The sequence below is a fragment of the Pannonibacter sp. XCT-53 genome, from assembly GCF_009915765.1.
GTDB classification, from domain to species: domain Bacteria; phylum Pseudomonadota; class Alphaproteobacteria; order Rhizobiales; family Stappiaceae; genus Pannonibacter; species Pannonibacter tanglangensis.
Genome location: NZ_JAABLQ010000001.1, coordinates 1757379 through 1777143, shown reverse-complemented (window position 1 = coordinate 1777143; position 19765 = coordinate 1757379). Strand labels below are relative to the sequence as shown.

Here is a 19765-nt window from a genome sequence, read left to right as displayed (position 1 = left end):
CCGGTCGTCCGGCCTCCCGGGGGAGGCCGTGTCTCAGCGGGGGAACTCGAGCCCCATCTCGCGGTACCGTTCCGGATCGTCCGACCAGTTCTCGCGCACCTTGACGAAGAGGAACAGGTGCACCGGGCGCTCGACAATTTCGGTCAGCTCGGTCCGGGCGGCCTGGGAGATCACCTTGATGGTCTGGCCCTTCTTGCCGAGCACGATGGCCTTCTGGCTGTCGCGTTCGACGTAAATGGTCTGTTCCAGCCGGACCGACCCGTCCTTGCGCTCCTCCCACAGCTCGGTCTCGACAGTGGAGACATAGGGGATTTCCTCGTGCAGCCGCTCGAAGAGCTTCTCCCGGGTGATCTCGGCCGCCAGCATGCGCATCGGCGCGTCGGAGACCTGATCTTCCGGATAGAGCCAGGGACCGGGCCGGACCTTGTCGGCGAAATAGGAAAGAATGTCGGCAACACCGTCGCCGGTGAGGGCCGACACCATGAAGGTCTTCTCGAACGTGACCTTCTCGTTCGCCGCCACCGCAAGCTTGAGCAGCTTCTCCCGGTTTGCGACGTCGGTCTTGTTGAGGATCAGGACCTTGAGACCCTTCTCGCCGGCGAGACGGTCGAGAATGGCCTCGACCTCCTCGGTGAGGCCCTTGCGCGCGTCGATCAGCAGCGCCGTCACATCCGCATCCCGCGAGCCGCCCCAGGCGGTGTCGACCATGGCGCGGTCGAGCCGGCGCTTCGGCTTGAAGATGCCCGGGGTGTCCACGAAGATGATCTGCGCCGGACCGTGCATGGCAATGCCGCGCACCAGGGCGCGGGTGGTCTGGACCTTGTGGGTGACGATCGAGACCTTGGTGCCGACGAGCTGGTTGATCAGGGTCGACTTGCCCGCATTGGGGGCCCCGATGAGGGCCACGAAGCCCGCCCGCGTGGTGGTTGGCGTCAGCGCCGCCGGATCGTGCGAACCCGGGGCGGCGTCATCCATCTGCTCCGGCTGGTCATTCTCGATGTCGTTCAATACGTTGGTCCTGTCTGTGGACGTTGCCTGCACGGATCAGCCGTGCAGGGCCCTGTCTGTCCGGGGTGCCGGAGATCCGGCTGTCAGTCGTTCCAGACGCCCTCGCGCCGGAGCATGGCCTCGGCGGCGGCCTGTTCGGCGATGCGCTTGGACCCGCCGCGCCCTTCGGCCGGCCGCGCGCCCTCGACCTTGACCCCGACGACGAAAACGGGTGCGTGATCCGGGCCGCTGCGGTCGATGACGCTGTAGGTGGGGGCGGGCAGGCTGCGGGCCTGCGCCCATTCCTGCAGCGTCGTCTTGGCATCGCGCAGCGGACCACTGAAGGTCAGCATACGCGGTTCCCATTGCCGGCGCACGAAGTCTTCTGCGGTGGCCATGCCGGCATCGAGATAGATGGCGGCGATGACGGCCTCGCAGATGTCGGCCAGCAGCGCGGTCTTGGTGCGTCCGCCCGTCTGGGCCTCGCTCTGGCTGATGCGCATGGCATCGCCGAGCTTCAGGTCCTGCGCGATCTCGGCGCAGGTCTCGCGCTTGACCATGTGGTTCAGGCGACGCGCCAGCTCGCCCTCGTCGGCGCGCGGATAATGCCGGTGCAGCATGCTGGCAACGGCAAGACCGAGCACCCGGTCGCCGAGGAACTCAAGACGCTGGTAGCTGCCGCCCGTGTCGCCGCTGGCGAGGGCGCTGGCGTGGGTCAGAGCCTGTTCCAGCAGTCGCCGGTCCTGAAAACGGTGGCCGATCCGGTCTTCCACCCGGCCGAGCGGATCACCGGCGGTGAGGCGTGTGGTCATGCCCGTACCGGCTCAGATCGCACGGAACATGCGGTCCCAGCGCACGCTCCACGGCCACTGCCAGAAGGCCCAGGCGGGCTGGCCATCGGCCACGGAGAAGAAGATGACTTCGGCGCGGCCGACGAAATTCTCCAGCGGCACGAAGCCGACGCTCGATTCCACGCGGCTGTCGGAGGAATTGTCGCGGTTGTCGCCCATCATGAAGTAATGGCCGGCCGGAACCTTGAACACCTTGGTGTTGTCGCCGAAGCCGCGCGGGTTGAGATCGAGCGTGTCGTAGCTCACGCCGTTGGGCAGTGTCTCGCGGAAGCGCGCGGTGCGCTGCTCGACGCCGAAGGCATCCCGCTCGACGAAATCGGCGATGCGCTCGCGCTGCACCGGCGTGCCGTTGATGTGCAGCACGCCCTCGATCATCTGGATCTCGTCGCCCGGCAGGCCGACGACGCGCTTGATGTAGTCGGTCGAATTGTCGCTCGGCAGCTTGAACACGGCGACGTCGCCGCGCTGCGGTTCGGCCGACCAGATGCGGCCCGGGATCGGTGCCAGGCCGTAGGGGAACGAATAGCGCGAATAGCCGTAGCTGAACTTGGAGACGAACAGATAATCGCCGATCAGCAGCGTGTTCATCATCGACCCGGACGGGATGTTGAACGGCTGGAACAGGAAGGTGCGCACGACGAGCGCCAGCACCAGCGCCTGCAGGATCACCTTGATGGTCTCGGAGAGACTGCCGTCCTTGGCCTTCTTGTTGTCCGTCACGCTCATGGTGTCCTTCATTGCTGCGGCCGCCCGCGAGGGCGAAATCTGGCGACTTGTACCGGTTCGGCGCTGCACTGGCAACGGACGACAGGATTACAGCTTCGCAATGTGGGCAGGGCGCCGTGCCTGTGATCGTCAGGGCTTCCGGGCCTGTCCCGGTCAGGCCTCGCTGGGATCGTCCTTCAGCGGCGGGGAGGGCGGCTCGGGCCAGTCGGCGGGCCAGGCGGAGATGACGACGAAGGCCTGGGCAAGCGGATAGTCGTCGGTGATGGTGAGATCGATGCGGGCGCGGAAGCCCGCAGGCGTCAGGGCGGCAAGGCGGTCGGCGGCGCTGCCGGTCAAGTGCAGCGTGGGGCGGCCGGAGGGCAGGTTGACGACGCCCATCTCGCGCCAGGCAACGCCCATGCGGATGCCGGTGCCGAGTGCCTTGGAACAGGCTTCCTTGGCGGCAAAGCGCTTGGCGTAGGAGGCGGCGCGCTCGGCCCGGCGGTCCGACTTCGCCCGCTCGATGTCAGTGAAGACCCGCGCGGCAAAGCGCTCGCCGAACCGCGCGAGCGTCTGCTCGATGCGGCGGATGTCGCAGAGGTCGCTGCCGATGCCGAGAATCATGACGAAGGAGCCTCTTGCTGGATCAGTCTGCCGGGTGGTCGGTGGCGGCCGCGGCGTCGTGGCGCAAGGCCAGACGCTGCCGCTTGCGCTCCTGATAGGCCCGGACGCTGGCATGGACCGGAGCATAGCAGAGAAGACCGCAGAGCAGGCCGAGCGGAATGCCGCCGACCACCATGGGCTCAAGGATCGGCAGCAGCGTGTCGAGCGACTGGGCCAGCAGATCGGCATGCGCGAGCCCGTGCGCCGCATCGGCCGAGGTGGTCAGCGTTCCGGTGCCCATGAGCACATGGCCGAGCTTGTAGGTCGCCGCCCAGATGAAGGGAAAGGTCAGCGGATTGCCGACCACCGTGCCAAGGGCGGAGGCGATCACGTTGCCGCGCACGACCAGCGCCGCGGCGGCCGCGATCAGGAAGTGAAAGCCGATGAACGGCGTGAAGGAGGCAAAGGCGCCGCAGGCAAAGCCGAGCGCGACCGCATGCGGGGAGGCGGTCAGCCGCAGCACCCGCTTGCCATAGTAGCGGAAGGAGCGCGCCCAGCTCGCCCTCGGCCAGACAGCAACGCGCAGCTTCTCGTATCGGCTTGGCGGGGTGCGGCGCTGGAAGAGCATCGGGCGCTTTGGCCTCCGGCGTTGGGCGTTTTCCGTGTCCGCGTCCGGATCCGGAGCCTGTTCAGGCCAGGTTCCGGCTGCCCGGCTTCACCGGCGGGATCGCGGCAAGTTCAGGAGGCAGATTGGCGGGATCGTATGAAGGAACCTTATACTCGGTGAGCGCCACCAGCGGCACACCCACATCGGCCTCGCCGCCCGACCGGTCGATCAGGCAGGCAACGCCGACCACATCCGCACCGATGGCCTTGAGCGCATCGACGGTCTCGCGGCTGGACAGGCCGGTCGTGACGATGTCCTCGACGATGATGACGCGGGCGCCCGGCTCCAGATCGAAGCGGCGCAGGCGGAACTGGCCGCCCTCGCGCTCCACCCACATGGCCGGGACGCCGAGATGGCGGGCGGTCTCGTAGCCGGGGATCAGGCCGCCAAGGGCGGGCGAGACGATGACGTCGATGCGTCCGAGGCCGGCGGCGCGGATCTTGCCGGCCAGCGCCTTGCACAGCGCCTCGGTCTTGTCGGGATGCATGAACACCCGCGCCTTCTGCAGGAACACCGGGCTGCGCAGGCCGGAGGAAAGAATGAAGTGGCCTTCGAGGATGGCGCCCGCTTCGCGGAACAGCGCCAGGACTTCGTCCTGCGTCATGTCGGCTTCCCGTGGTTCTTGCGGCCCCGTCAGCCGTTGACGCGTGTCACGCTGGACACGTTCGGCTTGGTGCGGAGCTGGTTGATGATGCGGTTGAGATGCTTCAGGTCCCAGACTTCCAGATCGATGATCATCTGGTGGAAGTCCGCCACCTTGCGGACCATCTTGAGATTGTCGATGTTGCCGCCGTTCTCGCCGATGACCTGGGCAATGGCGGCAAGCGATCCGGGCTCGTTGAGCGCGGCGACGCTGATGCGGGCGGGGAACCGCTCCGGATTGTCGATGTCGATGTCCCAGCGCACGTCGACCCAGCGGTCGGACTGGTCGTCGAACTCCTTCAGCGCCGGCGACTGGATCGGGTAGATGGTCAGGCCTTCCGAAGGGGTCAGGATGCCGACGATCCGGTCGCCGGGGACCGCGCCGCCGTTCGGCGCGAAATTGACCGGAATGTCGCCCGTCAGGCCCCGGATCGGCAGCGCGTCGCCGTCGCCGGCCTCGCTGGAGGGCAGGCGGAACTTGAGGCCGTGTCCCTTCTCCAGATCGAACCAGCCTTCCCCCGGTTCCGGGCGGATGATGCCGACGCGCTCGTCCTGGTAATCCGGATGCACCGCCTTGACCACCTGCTGCGCGCTGATCTCGCCGCGGCCGACGCAGGCCAGAAGATCGGCGACCGAATCCTGCGCGAGCAGGCCGAGCACGCCCTCCAGCAGCCCCTCCGAATAGGGTTTCGCCGCCCGGGTGAAGGCGCGCTGCAGGATGTGCTCGCCGAGCGCGCCATACTGCTTGCGCACGGACTCGCGCGTTGCCCGGCGGATCGCGGCCTTGGCCTTGCCGGTGACGGCAATGGATTCCCAGGCCGGCGGCGGCGTCTGCGCCTGCGAGCGGATGATCTCCACCTCGTCGCCGTTCCGCAGTTCGGTGACCAGCGGCATGATCTTGCCGTTCAGCTTGCAGCCGACGCAGGTGTTGCCGATGCTGGTGTGCACCGCATAGGCGAAGTCGATGGGCGTCGCGCCGCGCGGCAGGGCAATCAGGCGGCCCTTGGGCGTGAAGCAGAAGACCTGGTCGTGGAACAGCTCGAGCTTGGTGTTCTCGAGGAACTCCTCCGGCGTGTCGCCCTGCGACAGGAGGTCGATGGTCCGCCGCAGCCAGTCATAGGCGCGGCTTTCCTCCGTGTGCCGGGCAATGTTGCGCCCACCCGTCTCGCCGTCCTTGTAGAGCGCATGGGCGGCAATGCCGTACTCGGCCACCCGGTCCATGGCATGGGTGCGGATCTGCAGCTCGACACGCTGCCGGCGCGGCCCGACAATGGTGGTGTGGATCGAGCGGTAGTCGTTCTGCTTCGGCGTCGAGATATAGTCCTTGAACCGCCCCGGCACGGTGGCCCAGGTGGTGTGGATGACCCCGAGGACCCGGTAGCAGGCTTCGGTCGTGCCGACGATCACCCGGAAGCCGTAGATGTCGGAGAGCTGCTCGAAGCCGAGCGACTTCTGCTGCATCTTGCGGAAGATCGAGTAGGGGCGCTTCTCGCGGCCCTTGACCCGGGCGGCGATGCCGCGTTCCGCGATGCGGGCGGTCAGCATCTCCTCGATGTCGGAAATCAGCCCGTCATTGCGGGCCCTGAGGTCCGACAGCCGGTCGGACAGGGTGGCATAGGCCTCGGGGTTGAGGGTGCGGAAGGCAAGGTCTTCCAGCTCCTCGCGCATGTCCTGCATGCCCATGCGCCCGGCCAGCGGCGCATAGATCTCCATCGTCTCCTCGGCAATGCGCGCCCGCTTGTGCTCGGGCATGTGCTCGAGGGTGCGCATGTTGTGGAGACGGTCGGCCAGCTTGACCAGCAGCACCCGCACGTCGTCGACGATGGCGAGCAGCAGCTTGCGGAAATTCTCCGCCTGCTTCGCCTTCTGGGTCTGCAGGTCGAGGCGCTTGATCTTGGTCAGACCCTCGACGAGCTTGCCGATCTCCTCGCCGAAGATCGTGTCGATCTCCGCGCGGGTGGCATCGGTGTCCTCGATGGTGTCGTGCAGCAGGGCAACGGCGATGGTGGCATCGTCGAGGCGCAGATCGGTCAGGATCGCGGCGACTTCGAGCGGATGCGAGAAATAGGGGTCCCCCGAGGCACGGGTCTGCGACCCGTGCTTGCGCATGGCATAGACATAGGCCTTGTTGAGCAAGGCCTCGTCGGCATTCGGATTGTAACGGGTGACCCGTTCGACGAGTTCGTATTGGCGCATCATGGCCGTGGCCGCATCAAGCCGACAAAACACACGATGGCATGGCGCGCCAATTCAGGACGGACGAGCCTGCCACCGATCTCAAATGTCGTCCGAACGCTCCGGCGGGACAAGGCCTTCCAGCCCGCGCAGGAGATCTTCTTCCGACATGCGGTCGAACTCGACGTTGGAATCGTCGACGGCGTTGATCTGGGTGCCGCCGGAATGGCTGGAGGGCACCAGCGGCACGGCTTCCGGCTCCGGCTCGTCCACTTCGACATACTTCTGCAGCGAGTGGATGAGGTCTTCCTTGAGATCCTCCGGGCTGATCGTCTCGTCGGCGATCTCGCGCAGGGCGACGACAGGGTTCTTGTCGTTGTCACGGTCGACGGTGAGGGGCGAGCCGCTCGAGATCATGCGGGCGCGGTGCGCTGCCAGCAGCACCAGCTCGAACCGGTTGTCGACCTTGTCGATGCAATCCTCGACGGTGACGCGCGCCATAGGATATCTCCATAGTTTTCAGGACTTGAGTCACCAGCGTATAGGACCAACCGCAGCGTCGCGCAAGCCTTCGCATCGCAACACGGGTTGTCCCCTGACTTTCTCGTGAAGAAACTTGCCGCATTGCTGCCGTTCCACAATGTTTACGATTGCGGCACCGGTGATGCGTGTAGTACGCAAGCGTTGGGCCATGAAAATTGGGGCATTTTCATGGTCGAGCCGGTCAAGTCGCAAAAGTAGGCGTAGAAAAGCGTCGCAACCGATAGTAGAGTGACGTTGCGCGCAATTCTGTTTTTTTCAGTGGCCTGGCAGTCTCGAGCGGCCTCCGCACCCGAAAACAACGCCAAACAAGGGCAGGGTTCCTGATGTTCGATTCTCGTGAAAAAATTGCTTTGTTTATTGATGGTGCAAATTTGTATTCGACTGCCAAGGCCATTGGGTTTGACATCGATTACAAGATGCTCCTCAAGGAATTTCAGGGTAAGGGCTACCTTCTGCGCGCTTACTACTACACGGCGATCATCGAGGATCAGGAGTATTCCTCGATCCGGCCGCTGATCGACTGGCTTGATTACAACGGATACAAGGTTGTTACCAAGCCTGTAAAAGAATTCGTCGACAGCACCGGCCGCCGCAAGGTCAAGGGCAACATGGACATCGAACTCGCCGTCGATGCCATGCAGCTGGTCGACCATGTCGACCACATCGTGCTCTTCTCCGGCGACGGCGACTTCCGATCCCTGGTCGAGGCGCTGCAGCGCAAGGGCCGCAAGGTGTCGGTCGTCTCCACGCTGCAGACCCAGCCGCCGATGATCGCCGACGACCTGCGCCGCCAGGCCGACCACTTCATCGACCTTGCCCATCTTGCCTCCCGCGTCGGCCGTGATCCGTCCGAGCGCCCGTCCCGTGCCGCCGAACGCGAGCGCGAGGTCGAAGAGGACGACGACTACTGATGAACGGTCGAGGCTGCCCGACGGGCCGCATGCCGCTGGATCCGGGCAGGGACTGCCCGGATTGCCCGCGTCTGGTCGCTTTCCGGGAGGAGCACCGGGCACGCTTCCCCGACTGGTTCAATGCGCCCGTCCCGAGCTTCACCTCGACCGCACCGGACCTGATGGTGCTGGGCCTTGCCCCCGGACTGCGCGGGGCCAACCGCACGGGCCGCCCCTTCACCGGGGACTATGCCGGCGATCTTCTCTACGAGACACTGGTGGATTTCGGCTTCGCCCGGGGGCGCTACGAGGCGCGGCCCGATGACGGGCTGACGCTGACGGGCGCGATGATCACCAATGCGGTGCGCTGCGTGCCGCCGGAAAACAAGCCCACGGGCCCGGAAATCAACGCCTGCCGGCCCTATCTGGTGGCCACGCTTGACGCGGCAAGGGAGGTGCGCGCAGTGCTCGCACTCGGCCGCATCGCCCATGACACCTTCCTGACGGCGCTGAAGCTGCCGCGCAGCCGCCATCCGTTCGCCCATGGCGCCCGCCACGACCTGATCCACCGCGAGCGACCGCTGATGCTCTTCGACAGCTATCACTGCTCGCGCTACAACACGAACACGGGCCGCCTGACGCGCGAGATGTTCCGGGATGTGTTCGCCGCGATGCGCGCCGCGCTCGGCTGATCGCCCCTAGGGCTTGAGGCGGGCGGTGTCGGTCGAGAGCGACCAGCCGTCCGGGCCAAGATGCTCCTGCGGCTGGAACCGGGCCTTGTAGGCCATCTTCTCCGAGCCTTCGACCCAGTACCCGAGATAGACATAGGGCAGCCCGAGCTTGCGGGCCCGCTCGATGTGGTCGAGGATCATGAAGGTGCCGATGCTGACCGTGCGCCAGTCCGGGTCATAGAAGGAATAGACCATCGACAGGCCATCGGCCATGCGGTCGGTCAGGGCGACGGCAACCAGCGGCCCCGTGCCGCGGCGGGTGATGAAGCTGTCCGGCCCGCGGCGGCGGTATTCGACAACCATGGTGTCGACATGGGTGTCCTCGACCATCATCGCGTAGTCGAGTACGGTCATTTCCGACATGCCGCCGTTCTCGTGCCGCGCCTGGAGATAGGAGCGGAACAAGTCATACTGTTCGGACGAGGGGGAAGGCGGCAGTTCGGCACCGATCAGCTCGCCGGCGTCCTTCCAGGTGCGCCTGAACGAGCGCGTCCATTCAAAGTCGGCCACGCGAACCCGGACGGACACGCAGGCCCGGCAGCTTTCGCAGGCCGGACGGTAGGCGATGTTCTGGCTGCGACGGAAGCCACCCTGGGTGAGCACGTCGTTGAGCGCGGAGGCCTGATGACCGACGAGATGCGTGAAGACCTTCCGCTCCTGGCGACCTGGCAGGTAAGGGCAGGGCGCCGGAGCCGTCAGATAAAACTGCGGATGGTCTATCGGGTGACGGGTCACGACCGGGCAGCGGCTCCACGGATATCCTTTTGCACACCTCCATTACGTGGCCCTCGCAAGGACGACGTCAACCGAAGAATGCGGCCGTCACGACCTTATGACGGCAAAGTTGGGGAGCACCCGGAAGCAACCCGGGCGGAGGTCCGCCCGGACGGGTCGCAAGCGGCAGGATCCGGGGCGCACCCGGGCCGGCGCCGCGCTGTGGCGCAGCACTTCAGGAGGAGCTGTGCAGAGGGGCGCTGTCGTCAGGCGCGCGGCAGGGCGTGGGCGTTGACGACGACCGTGCCGAGCACGATGTCATGCAGCAGGCGCTTGCGGTCGCTGAACAGGCTGACCAGCACGACGAGCGGCGTCAGCAGGGTCACCGACACCCAGAACAGCAGCACATGCATCGCGGCCAGCAGCGCATAGGGCCGGGCGCCGTACCAGAGCCGCATCTCGAGGCCCATCATCCGCATGCCCGGCGTCGCCGCCCGGGGCCCGCCGAGGGTCACGGCCGTGTAGACGAGCGCGACGCCCTGCCAGAGGAAGGCGTAGAGAAACACGCCAAGGCCCAGCGTGAAGACGCCGAGAAAGAACACGAGCACCGCCGCCAGGAACGAGAAGAACGCGACGAACAGCACATCGATCAGGAACGCGAAGACGCGCTTCCCCCGGATCCCGTCGAACAGGGCCGGATTGGCCATGGGGTCGAACGCGTCCCGCTTCGGCTCGGCATAAGTGGCATCGTAACTCATCGCAGTCTCCTTCTGGTCCTGATGTGGGAGACCCGGGGCCGCAATGCAAGCAGCCCGTCCGTAGCTGTGGCCGGTCAGGAGCCCCCGGTGCGAGCGGGGGGGCGATGCCGGCCTGAAGGCTGGCCTGAGGGTTGGCCAGACGGCTGGCCTGGGGGTTGGCCTGAGGGTGGTCTGAGCGTGGTCTGAGCGTGGTCGGGCGGATGGCCCCGATGATGGCCCCGATGATGGCCCCGATGACGTCCTTGCTGCCGGACGGCAGGCCCAATCCGTCATCCCACGATCGCGCCCTCGCTGCCGAGCCAGATGCCGTTGGCAATGACCACGCCGACGAGGGCCTTGTTCTCCGCGCTTTCGGAAAAGCCGATCAGCACCGACGCCCGGTCCCAGGACCCGTCGGCGAGGCGCTGTTGCCAGCCCGCAAGGCCGCCGGCATCGGCGTCGCGGCCGAGCACGTTGCGGTAGAGGGCGTTGATGTAGACGCCGTCGGCGACGGTCTCGCCGTAGCGCTGCCGAAACTCCTGCGAGCCGATGAAGGCGCTCGACATGGTCTTGAGCGCCATGCCGGCATCGACCAGCTTGAGATTGTGGGCAAGGCCGGCCGTGTCCGGCGTCCGGGCAAAGGCGGCCTGATAGAGGCGGTAGACCTGTCCGGCATTGCCGTCGAGATCCAGCGCCAGCACGCCGTCGGTGAAGGCGAGGCGCTCGATCTCCTGCGTCTGCCATTGCTCGAAGGGGCTGCGCACGGTGCTGCCGGTCACGGTGAACTGGTCCCGCGGGGCAAACATCGCCAGCGTGTCGCGGCCCGCGCCGCCGGTCAGCGTGCCGCCCTCGGCCGGGCGCAGCAGGAGGTCGTTCCCCCGGGTGGGCATGCCGATGTCCGACAGGATGGCGAAGTTGATCGCGCTCACCGTGTAGGCGATGCCGTCCCCGGCGGCAGGGGCCATGAGGTCGTCGGAGCCCTGGTTGATGTGCGGCCCGGACTCCAGCACCAGCGGGCCGCCGTTCAGCGCCACGGTATTGGGGCCGGTGAAGACGCCCTGGCCGTTCACCTTGCCGATGAAGCGGTCGAAGCTCGACAGGGCCGTGACGCCGGTGAGGTCGTAGCTGGCGGCCGCCCAGCCGTTGAAGCCGAGCCCGTGGCCGATCTCGTGCATGGCGACGGAGAGATAGTCGATCTTGCCGCCCGGGACCGCGGGACTGGTCCCGTTCGACGGATCGAAATGGAAGACATCGGCGCGGATGTCGTCGAGATCCACGTTGATCAGGATGTCCGCCGTGGTACCGTTCGGATCCTTGCCTGTCAGGATCTCGGCGATGGTGCCGTCGAGGAACAGGTTGCGGCCGTTCAGCTCGGTGACGAAGATGCCGGTGGCTGCGGCGGCGTTCGCAAGTGCGGCCCCGAGACCCGGCTGCAGCGTGACCGAGATGTCGATCGTGGCGGTGCCGGCAAGCTGCGTCGCCCAGCGGCCGAAGGCGGCCTGGGTGTTGGCGACGATCTGCGCGGCAAGTGTCGCCGAGACGACCCCCGGATTGGTGATCGTGGTGGTGGATGTAACGGCCATGCGGTCCCCCCGGCTGCACTGCAGGACGACAGGCTAGCACAGCCTGCCGGCCGTGCCGCCGATTCTGTCGGCCCCCATCCGACGGTGCAGACGCTCAGGCCATCACCTCGGCCACGTTCATCGGCCGCACGGGGAAGCCACGCGCTTCGAGGGCCGAGATGATCTTCTGGCCATGGGCGGCGTCGAAGGTCTCGAAGGTGACGTCCAGCGTCGCGCCCTTGGCCGGCACGTTGAGGAACAGGCGGTGATGCGAGACATCGACCACATTCCCCTGCAGGCGGCCGATGAGGGTGGTGATCTCGCCCAGCACGCCCGGCCGGTCGGGCGTGTCGATGCGGATGGCGAGCAGGCGGCCGTCGCGGGCCAGTTCCCGCACCACGATGGACGAGACGAGGCGCGGGTCGATGTTGCCGCCGCACAGGACAAGCCCGACCCTCCGGCCAGCAAAGCGGGCCGGGTCGGTGAGCAGGGCCGCAAGGCCGGCGGCCCCGGCGCCCTCGGCCAGCGTCTTCTGCTGCGTCAGGAACAGGTTGATCGCCCGCTCGATGGCGCTTTCCTCGGCCAGGATGATGTCCTCGACCAGCTCGGCCACCACCGTCCGGGTGAGGTCGCCCACGTCGCGCACGGCAATGCCTTCGGCGATGGTCGGGCCGCCGCAGGTCACGCTCTCCTGCTTGATCGCCCCCCACATCGCCGGATAGAGCCGGGTCTCGACGCCGATGACGGAGATCGACGGCTTCAGCCCCTTGGCTGCCACCGCCATCCCGGAAATCAGTCCGCCGCCGCCCACCGGCACGACGAGACAGTCGAGGTCCGGGTCCTCGGCCAGCATCTCCAGCGCGATGGTGCCCTGGCCGCGCATCACATGCGGATCGTCAAACGGGTGCACCCAGACGAAGCCATGCTCTTCCGACAGGCGTTGCGCCTCGGCCTTGGCCTCGACCAGCGTGTCGCCCGACAGGACCACGGTGGCGCCATAGCCGCGCGTGGCGGTGATCTTCACGAAGGGCGTCGGCTCCGGCATGACGATGGTCGCCGGGATGCCGAGACGCCCGGCATGGTAGGCGACGGCCTGGGCATGGTTGCCGGCCGACATGGCGATGACGCCGCGCGCCCGTTCCTCGGCCGTCAGCGACAGGAGCTTCACCAGCGCGCCGCGCTCCTTGAAGGCGCCTGTCACCTGGAGGTTGTCGTACTTGACGCTGACGGTGGCCCCCGTCAGCGCCGACAGCTTCGGCGCCGGCAGGAAGGGCGTGCGCAGGACGGCGCCGTCGATGAGGCGGGCGGCATCCTGGACATCGGCAAGCGTGATCGGCAGGGGCATCGGGATCCTTGACCTGAACGGAAACGGGAGGCTCAGCGGGCGCGGCGCAGGATTTCGGCGACCTTCGGGGCGAAATAGGTGAGCACGCCGTCGGCCCCGGCGCGGCGGAAGGCCAGCAGGCTTTCCAGCATGGCCCGCTCGCCGTCGATCCAGCCGTTCTGTGCCGCCGCCACGATCATCGCGTACTCGCCCGACACCTGATAGGCATAGGTCGGAACGCTGAACGTGTCCTTCACCCGGCGGATGATGTCGAGATAGGGCATGCCGGGCTTGACCATCACCATGTCCGCCCCTTCCGCCAGGTCCAGCTCGACCTCGCGCAGGGCCTCGTCGGTGTTGGCCGGGTCCATCTGGTAGGTGCGCTTGTCGCCGACCAGCGTCTTGGAGGTGCCGACCGCGTCGCGGAACGGGCCGTAGAAGGCCGAGGCATATTTGGCCGAATAGGCCATGATCTGGGTGTCGCGGTGACCGGCCTCGTCCAGCGCCCGGCGGATCGCGCCGATGCGGCCGTCCATCATGTCGGACGGAGCGATGACGTCGGCGCCGGCTTCCACCTGCACCAGCGCCTGGCGGCAGAGCTGGTCCACGGTCTCGTCGTTGAGGATGCGCTCCCCGGCCATCAGGCCGTCGTGACCGTGGCTGGTGTAGGGGTCGAGCGCCACGTCGGTGATGAGGCCGATGTCGAGCCCGGCCTGCTTGATCGCCCGGCAGGCGCGGCAGATGAGGTTCTCGGCATTGAGCGCCTCCGTGCCGGCCTCGTCGCGCAGGGCGGGATCCGTGTAGGGAAACAGCGCCAGCGCCGGGATGCCGAGACTTGCGGCATACTCGGCCTCGCGCACGGCCTCGTCCACCGACAGGCGCTCCACGCCGGGCATGGAGGCGACCGGCTGGCGCACGCCGTGGCCGTCGACCAGGAAGATCGGCCAGATCAGGTCATTGATGGAGAGCGAGGTCTCCTGCACCAGCCGCCGCGCCCAGTCCGCCCGGCGGTTGCGCCGCAGGCGGCGGCCGCCGAGGATGTCGTCGATGTGTTCGGAGGTGACGCGGGGCGAATGGGAGGACATCGGGTTTCCTGAGGCTGGTCCGGCGCGGATGCGGATCCGGGGTCTGGCGCGGGGTCTGGCGCGGGGACTGCGCGGGACGGGGCAGGGGGCTGCCACGGGTCCGGACAGGTCCGAGCACGCAACTCTAGCAACAGGACCCCTGCTTCGCCAGCCTGTGGCTGACCTGCCGGCCCGGCGATTTGGAGGAGGGAGGGCTGCTGCACGCAACCCTCTCAGCCAAATGGCCGATCGGCCGGCAAATTGACGTTAACGTCAAAAAACGCTACCCCGGATTGCACGCAAAGGAAGCCCGGCCGGATGCATCCTTTTGCCCTCCTGCCTTGCGCCGTGACCGGTGCCATGATGCGGTCAGGCGGAGCGGCGCGGCCGGCGCGAGGGCCTGCGAGCAACGGGAGGTGGCCATGGATTTTTCCCTGACAGAGGACCAGCGCGCGTTCCAGGAGCTGGCCGCAGGCTTTGCCCGCGACGAGATGGAGCCACACGCCCGGGACTGGGACGAGAAATCGATCTTCCCCGTCGACACGCTGCGCAAGGCTGCCGAGCTGGGGTTTGCCGGGGTCTATGTGCGCGAGGACGTGGGCGGATCGGGCCTGACCCGGCTTGATGCCGCGCTCATTTTCGAGGAACTGGCCAAGGGCTGCACCTCGACCACGGCCTACATCACCATCCACAACATGGTCGGCTGGATGATCGACCAGTTCGGGTCCGAGACGCTGCGCCAGCGTCATGTTCCCGACCTCTGCGCCATGCGCCGCTTCGGCAGCTACTGCCTGACCGAGCCGGGCTCGGGCTCGGATGCGGCGAGCCTCAGGACCCGGGCGGTGCGCGACGGCGACAGCTATGTGCTGAACGGGTCCAAGGCCTTCATTTCCGGCGGCGGCGCGGCCGATGTCTATATCGTCATGGCCCGCACCGGCGGCGAGGGCGCGCGGGGCATCTCCTGCTTCGTGGTCGAGAAGGGCACGCCCGGCCTCAGCTTCGGCGCACAGGAGGTCAAGCTCGGCTGGAAGAGCCAGCCGACCGCCCAGGTCAACTTCACCGACTGCCGCATCCCGGCCGAGAACCGCATCGGCGAGGAGGGCGAAGGGTTCAAGTTCGCCATGGCCGGCCTCGACGGCGGCCGCCTCAACATCGGCGCCTGTTCGCTGGGCGCTGCCCAGACCTGTCTCGACCGGGCCATTGCCTATCTGAAGGAGCGCCAGCAGTTCGGCCGGCCCCTGGTCGAGTTCCAGGCGCTGCAGTTCCGCCTGGCCGACATGGCAACCGAGCTGGAGGCGGCGCGGCTGCTCCTGCACAAGGCGGCCGTGGCGGTCAACGACAAGGCCCCCGGCGCGACCCGTCTCGCGGCCATGGCCAAGCGGCTTGCCACCGACACGGGCTTTGCCGTCGTCAACGAGGCGTTGCAGATGCATGGCGGCTACGGCTACCTGCGTGACTATCCGATCGAACGCTACCTGCGCGACGTGCGGGTGCATCAGATCCTGGAGGGAACCAACGAGATCATGCGGCTGATCATCGCCCGCGATCTGGTCGGCCGCTGAGCCCGGGGAGGCGTGGAATGACCGAGGATGTCCTGTTCGAGCAGCGCGGCAAGGCCGGGCTCATCACCCTCAACCGTCCGCAGGCGCTGAATGCCCTGACGCTGGAGATGGTGCGCGCCATCGCCGCACAGCTCGACGTCTGGGACCGCGACCCGGCCGTGACGCGCATCCTCCTGCGTGGGGCCGGCGGCAAGGCCTTCTGCGCCGGCGGCGACATCCGCAAGGTCTACGAGAGCGGCGAGACGCGCGGCCGCACCGGCGATGCCGAGCAGACCCGGTTCTTTGCCGAGGAATACACCCTCAATGCCCGGATCAAGGCGTCCCCCCGGCCCTGGATCTCGCTGATCGACGGCATCGTCATGGGCGGCGGCGTCGGCCTCTCCGTCCACGGCAGCCACCGCATCGGCACGGAAAAGACCCTGTTCGCCATGCCGGAAACGGGCATCGGCTTCTTCCCGGACGTGGGCGGCTCCTATTTCCTGCCGCGTCTGCCGGGCGGCATCGGCCTTTACTGCGCGCTCTCGGCCGCGCGGCTGAAGCAGGCCGATGCGCTTCATGCCGGCGTGCTGACCCATGCGGTGGCCTCCGACGCGCTGCCGGCGCTGGGCGAGGCGCTGGTGACGGCCGAGGACATCGAGGCAACCATCGCCGCCCATGCGATGGAGCCGGGCGAGGCGCCGCTCGCGGCCGTGGCCGGCGAGATTGCCCGCATCTTCACCCAGCCGACGCTGGCTGCGGTGCTGGCAGCCCTAAACGCAGCCGAAGGCGCCTTTGCCGACAGCACCCGTCAGGCGATCGCCAGCAAGTCGCCGACCAGCCTTGCCCTGACATTCGAGCAGCTCCAGCGTGGCGCGGGGCTCGACTTCAATGCCTGCATGCGCATGGAGTTCCGCATCGTGTCGGAGATCCTGAAACACGGCGACTTCTACGAGGGGGTCCGCGCCGTGCTGATCGACAAGGATAACGCGCCGCGCTGGTCGCCGGAGCGGCTCGACCAGGTGGACAGTGCCGCGCTCGGGGCGTATTTCGGAGAGCCAGCCGGCGGCGACCTGCCGCTGGCCTGAGCACGTCCGACTTACCCTTGCGGCCCTCCGGGGCCGCCGAACCGGGGCCGCCCATGATCGTCACCTTCCAGGATCTTCTGAAGAACCGGCCGCCCTGGTCGACGGTCCTGCTCTGGTATCTGCGGATCATGGCGCTGCTGCTCATCGCCGGCGGCATCATCCACTGGGCGCGCATCGTGGGCTTTGCCCCCTGGCGCGGCGTCTGGTTCTGGGACATGCCGGTGGAATGGCAGACGGCCACGGTTTTCTTTGCCGTGCTCGATCTCGTGGCCGGCATAGGCCTGTGGCTGACAGTGTCCTGGGGCACGGTCATGTGGCTGTTCCGGGCGCTCAGCCAGATCGTGATGCACACGGCCTTTGCCGACATCTTCGGCCGCAGGCCATATGAAATATCTTTCTACATGCTTACCATCGCAGCCTATCTTTTGCTGCTCTACTTAATGGAGCAGGAACAGAGGAAGAAGTAGAAAGGTAAGCCGCCAGGCCGCACCAGACGGGAACCGGACGGCATCCAGATGTGAGCGACACACTCGGGGGGACTTCAGCATGATGACAGTCGGATTTATCGGCCTTGGCAACATGGGCGGGCCGATGGCAGCCAACCTCGCCAAGGCGGGCTACCGCGTGTTCGGATATGACCTGCACTGGGATGCACAGGAGCGGCTGACCGAAGCCGGGGGCGTTGCCGCCGCAACGGTGGCAGAAGCCGTGCGCGATGCCGAGGTCGTCGTCTCGATGCTGCCGGCCGGCAAGCATGTGCGTGGCGTCTACACCGGCGCCGACGGTGTCATTGCCAATGCGCCGAAGGGGGCGCTGCTGATCGACAGTTCGACCATTGATGTGGACAGCGCCCGCGCCGTCGCCGAAGCCGCCAGGGCGGCCGGCCTGCTGATGGTCGATGCCCCCGTCTCCGGCGGCGTTGGCGGTGCCACGGCCGGCACGCTGACCTTCATGGTCGGCGGCGAGCAGGAGGCCTTCGACCGGGCCAAGCCCGTGCTGTCGGCGATGGGCAAGAACATCATCCACGCAGGCGGCGCCGGCACCGGCCAGGCCGCCAAGATCTGCAACAACATGATCCTCGGCATCTCGATGGTGGCCGTCAGCGAGGCCTTCGTGCTGGCCGAGCGGCTCGGTCTTGACGCGCAGAAGCTCTTCGACATCGCCTCGACCTCCTCGGGCCAGTGCTGGTCGCTGACCAGCTACTGTCCGGTGCCGGGTCCGGTGGCGACCTCGCCGGCGAACCGCGACTATCAGCCGGGCTTTGCCGCCCAGATGATGCTGAAGGACCTGAAACTGGCCCAGGAAGCGGCCCAGTCGGCCGGTGCCGCCACCCCGCTGGGGGCGCAGGCGGCCGCACTCTACGCGCTGTTCTGCAACGCCGGCCACGCCGACATGGATTTCTCCGGCATCGTCAAGTACCTGCGCGGCGACGCCTGAGGCCTCAGGTCGGCTTCGGGCCGGCGCCAGGCAGGCGTCAGGCCCGCGTCAGGCCGGCCTGCAGCAGTCCTGCACCGGACCTGCGTGGGGCCCGGCACCGGGTCTGCAGGGGGTCCTGACCGGGCAGACAGGACTTTCTGTCCCCCATGGCAATGGCCGGGCCTGTCCCGGCCATTCTGCATCTCCGGCGCCCCTCTCTGGCGCGCAGGTCCAGTGATCCAGTCCTGGGCGGGGAGGGGACGTGCCGCGGCCGGAGCCGTCGCCGATGCGACCGGGCAGGCAAGGGGCGGGCCCTTACCGCGCCCTTGCGATTTTTGCAGAAACATTTCGGAAAAAAATCAGGCACGCCGGCCCGGGGCTGCGGAGGGGGGCCAGCGGGCGGATGCGGCGCGATCCGTCAAAGCACAAGCATTCCTGCGGCTTAGCCGGCTCGGGCTGTGGCAGCTGCCTAAAAGTCTCGCGACTGCCTTAACTGACGATTCAGTGTGTCCCTTAAGCGGATTTTAGAAGCGACCGGCTATATTGGCCTCAAGGTGGGAAAAATATCCACCGGACGACAGGTAGATATAGAGGCGCAAACAAATGATCTCAGCAACCAGGGCTGTAGACGCCGCTGTGCAAGCTGAAAAGGACACGGACATCAAGCCGTTGTACCTTGAAGCACTGACACTCGTCGAGAGGCTGCACCGGCGTCTGCTTGACGTCATCAAGGACGAATTCGACCGCATGGGTCGCTCGGACGTGAACAGCGTCCAGGCCCTGCTGCTCTTCAACATCGGCGACAGCGAACTGACGGCCGGCGAGCTGCGGACCCGCGGCTACTACCTCGGTTCCAACGTCTCCTACAATCTGAAGAAGCTTGTCGAGACCGGCTACATTCACCACCAGCGCTCGCGCATGGACCGCCGCTCGGTCCGCGTCAGCCTGACGGCGAAGGGGCAGGAAGTCGCCCGGATCGTCAATGACCTCTACGCCCGGCACATCCTGTCGGTCGAGCAGGTTGGCGAGATCAATTCCGACGATTTCACGCAGCTCAACAAGTCGCTCCGCCGCCTCGAGCGGTTCTGGACCGACCAGATCCTGTACCGGCTCTGAGCCCACCTGACGACCGCAGCTCAATCCCCCGCGAGCCATGCGTCTGCCGCAACGCCGCCCTGTCCGGGGCGGCGTTCGCTTTTGCGCTGCGGCATGACATGTTTCAGCCACAAAATCCTGACTATGTCAGGCTGTGGTCATGCGGGTGACAGCCGCCTGCAGGAGCCCCCTTGCGGCTTGGCCGCCTCGCCATTGCGGCAGCCCCGAGGCTGCCGGAGAGAGCGCGGGCCGATGCGGCGCGGAGAGCCCTGCATGACGTCCTGTCCGGCTTCCGGCAATAAGCGGCTTGTTAAAGCTGTCTCCCGTAGACTGATGTCCCGGAGCGGTGTTCCGGTGTGGTCATGTGGCCCGGTCATGTGGCTTTTCCGGGCCGACCGTCGTGGTCAGGGTCCGTGGGGTGGCCCGTTGAGGC

19 protein-coding genes and 1 pseudogene are annotated in these 19765 nt (G+C 66.9%); 7 read left to right on the top strand and 13 right to left on the bottom strand.

Features of this window, described 5'->3' with window-relative positions:
• Positions 1 to 33 precede the first annotated feature (33 nt).
• From era to rpoZ, 8 genes are all read right to left on the bottom strand, one after another.
• The gene (gene era / locus GWI72_RS07980) at positions 34 to 975 is read right to left on the bottom strand and encodes a GTPase Era (RefSeq protein ID WP_161674658.1); all 942 of its coding nucleotides are present in this window, start codon (positions 973 to 975) and stop codon (positions 34 to 36) included.
• 116 nt (positions 976 to 1091) lie between these two features.
• Positions 1092 to 1799, bottom strand: a complete 708-nt coding sequence (gene rnc / locus GWI72_RS07975) for a ribonuclease III (RefSeq protein WP_161673582.1) — start codon at positions 1797 to 1799, stop codon at positions 1092 to 1094.
• Between the two features lie 12 nt (positions 1800 to 1811).
• On the bottom strand, positions 1812 to 2564 hold the full coding sequence (gene lepB, locus GWI72_RS07970) for a signal peptidase I (RefSeq protein WP_161673581.1): 753 nt from the start codon (positions 2562 to 2564) through the stop codon (positions 1812 to 1814).
• A 153-nt stretch (positions 2565 to 2717) separates the two neighbouring features.
• Positions 2718 to 3167: a holo-ACP synthase gene (acpS, locus tag GWI72_RS07965; protein ID WP_161673579.1), complete on the bottom strand. Its 450-nt coding sequence runs from the start codon at positions 3165 to 3167 to the stop codon at positions 2718 to 2720.
• Between the two features lie 22 nt (positions 3168 to 3189).
• On the bottom strand, positions 3190 to 3774 hold the full coding sequence (locus tag GWI72_RS07960) for a DUF2062 domain-containing protein (protein WP_161708299.1): 585 nt from the start codon (positions 3772 to 3774) through the stop codon (positions 3190 to 3192).
• Between the two features lie 61 nt (positions 3775 to 3835).
• Positions 3836 to 4417, bottom strand: coding sequence for an orotate phosphoribosyltransferase (gene pyrE, locus GWI72_RS07955; RefSeq protein ID WP_161673576.1), 582 nt, complete (start codon positions 4415 to 4417; stop codon positions 3836 to 3838).
• A gap of 29 nt (positions 4418 to 4446) precedes the next feature.
• Positions 4447 to 6654, bottom strand: coding sequence for a RelA/SpoT family protein (locus GWI72_RS07950; protein ID WP_161673574.1), 2208 nt, complete (start codon positions 6652 to 6654; stop codon positions 4447 to 4449).
• A gap of 78 nt (positions 6655 to 6732) precedes the next feature.
• The gene (gene rpoZ / locus GWI72_RS07945; protein ID WP_161673572.1) at positions 6733 to 7131 is read right to left on the bottom strand and encodes a DNA-directed RNA polymerase subunit omega; all 399 of its coding nucleotides are present in this window, start codon (positions 7129 to 7131) and stop codon (positions 6733 to 6735) included.
• 365 nt (positions 7132 to 7496) lie between these two features.
• Here rpoZ and GWI72_RS07940 point away from each other — a divergent pair, with 365 nt between their 5' ends.
• Together GWI72_RS07940 and GWI72_RS07935 are read left to right on the top strand one after the other, a co-directional pair.
• A complete protein-coding gene (locus GWI72_RS07940; protein ID WP_161673570.1) occupies positions 7497 to 8084 on the top strand; it encodes a LabA-like NYN domain-containing protein in 588 nt (195 codons plus the stop codon).
• Positions 8084 to 8755, top strand: a complete 672-nt coding sequence (locus tag GWI72_RS07935; protein ID WP_209000072.1) for a uracil-DNA glycosylase — start codon at positions 8084 to 8086, stop codon at positions 8753 to 8755. Before GWI72_RS07940 ends, GWI72_RS07935 begins: the two co-directional genes overlap by 1 nt.
• A 6-nt stretch (positions 8756 to 8761) precedes the next feature.
• Here GWI72_RS07935 and GWI72_RS07930 read toward each other — a convergent pair whose 3' ends face one another.
• From GWI72_RS07930 to hemB, 5 genes are all read right to left on the bottom strand, one after another.
• On the bottom strand, positions 8762 to 9529 hold the full coding sequence (locus GWI72_RS07930; protein ID WP_161708298.1) for an arginyltransferase: 768 nt from the start codon (positions 9527 to 9529) through the stop codon (positions 8762 to 8764).
• A gap of 245 nt (positions 9530 to 9774) precedes the next feature.
• A complete protein-coding gene (locus GWI72_RS07925) occupies positions 9775 to 10266 on the bottom strand; it encodes an RDD family protein (RefSeq protein ID WP_161708297.1) in 492 nt (163 codons plus the stop codon).
• A gap of 269 nt (positions 10267 to 10535) precedes the next feature.
• Positions 10536 to 11828, bottom strand: a complete 1293-nt coding sequence (locus GWI72_RS07920; protein WP_161708296.1) for a DUF4214 domain-containing protein — start codon at positions 11826 to 11828, stop codon at positions 10536 to 10538.
• Positions 11829 to 11922: 94 nt separating this feature from the next.
• Positions 11923 to 13152: a threonine ammonia-lyase gene (locus GWI72_RS07915; RefSeq protein WP_161708295.1), complete on the bottom strand. Its 1230-nt coding sequence runs from the start codon at positions 13150 to 13152 to the stop codon at positions 11923 to 11925.
• Positions 13153 to 13184: 32 nt separating this feature from the next.
• The gene (gene hemB, locus GWI72_RS07910) at positions 13185 to 14216 is read right to left on the bottom strand and encodes a porphobilinogen synthase (protein WP_161673561.1); all 1032 of its coding nucleotides are present in this window, start codon (positions 14214 to 14216) and stop codon (positions 13185 to 13187) included.
• Between the two features lie 401 nt (positions 14217 to 14617).
• Here hemB and GWI72_RS07905 point away from each other — a divergent pair, with 401 nt between their 5' ends.
• From GWI72_RS07905 to ldtR, 5 genes and pseudogenes are all read left to right on the top strand, one after another.
• Positions 14618 to 15757 (top strand): isobutyryl-CoA dehydrogenase, encoded by a 1140-nt coding sequence (locus GWI72_RS07905; protein WP_161708294.1) that lies wholly within the window; start codon positions 14618 to 14620, stop codon positions 15755 to 15757.
• 17 nt (positions 15758 to 15774) lie between these two features.
• Positions 15775 to 16821 carry an enoyl-CoA hydratase/isomerase family protein gene (locus tag GWI72_RS07900; RefSeq protein WP_161708293.1) on the top strand — a complete coding sequence of 349 codons (1047 nt, stop codon included), beginning with the start codon at positions 15775 to 15777 and terminating at the stop codon, positions 16819 to 16821.
• 53 nt (positions 16822 to 16874) lie between these two features.
• Positions 16875 to 17288: a DUF6163 family protein gene (locus GWI72_RS07895; protein WP_161673555.1), complete on the top strand. Its 414-nt coding sequence runs from the start codon at positions 16875 to 16877 to the stop codon at positions 17286 to 17288.
• A gap of 61 nt (positions 17289 to 17349) precedes the next feature.
• Positions 17350 to 18258 (top strand): annotated as a pseudogene (gene mmsB / locus GWI72_RS07890) (3-hydroxyisobutyrate dehydrogenase); the annotation flags it as partial.
• 582 nt (positions 18259 to 18840) lie between these two features.
• A complete protein-coding gene (gene ldtR / locus GWI72_RS07885; RefSeq protein ID WP_161673551.1) occupies positions 18841 to 19353 on the top strand; it encodes a transcriptional regulator LdtR in 513 nt (170 codons plus the stop codon).
• The last annotated feature ends 412 nt before the right edge of the window (positions 19354 to 19765 follow it).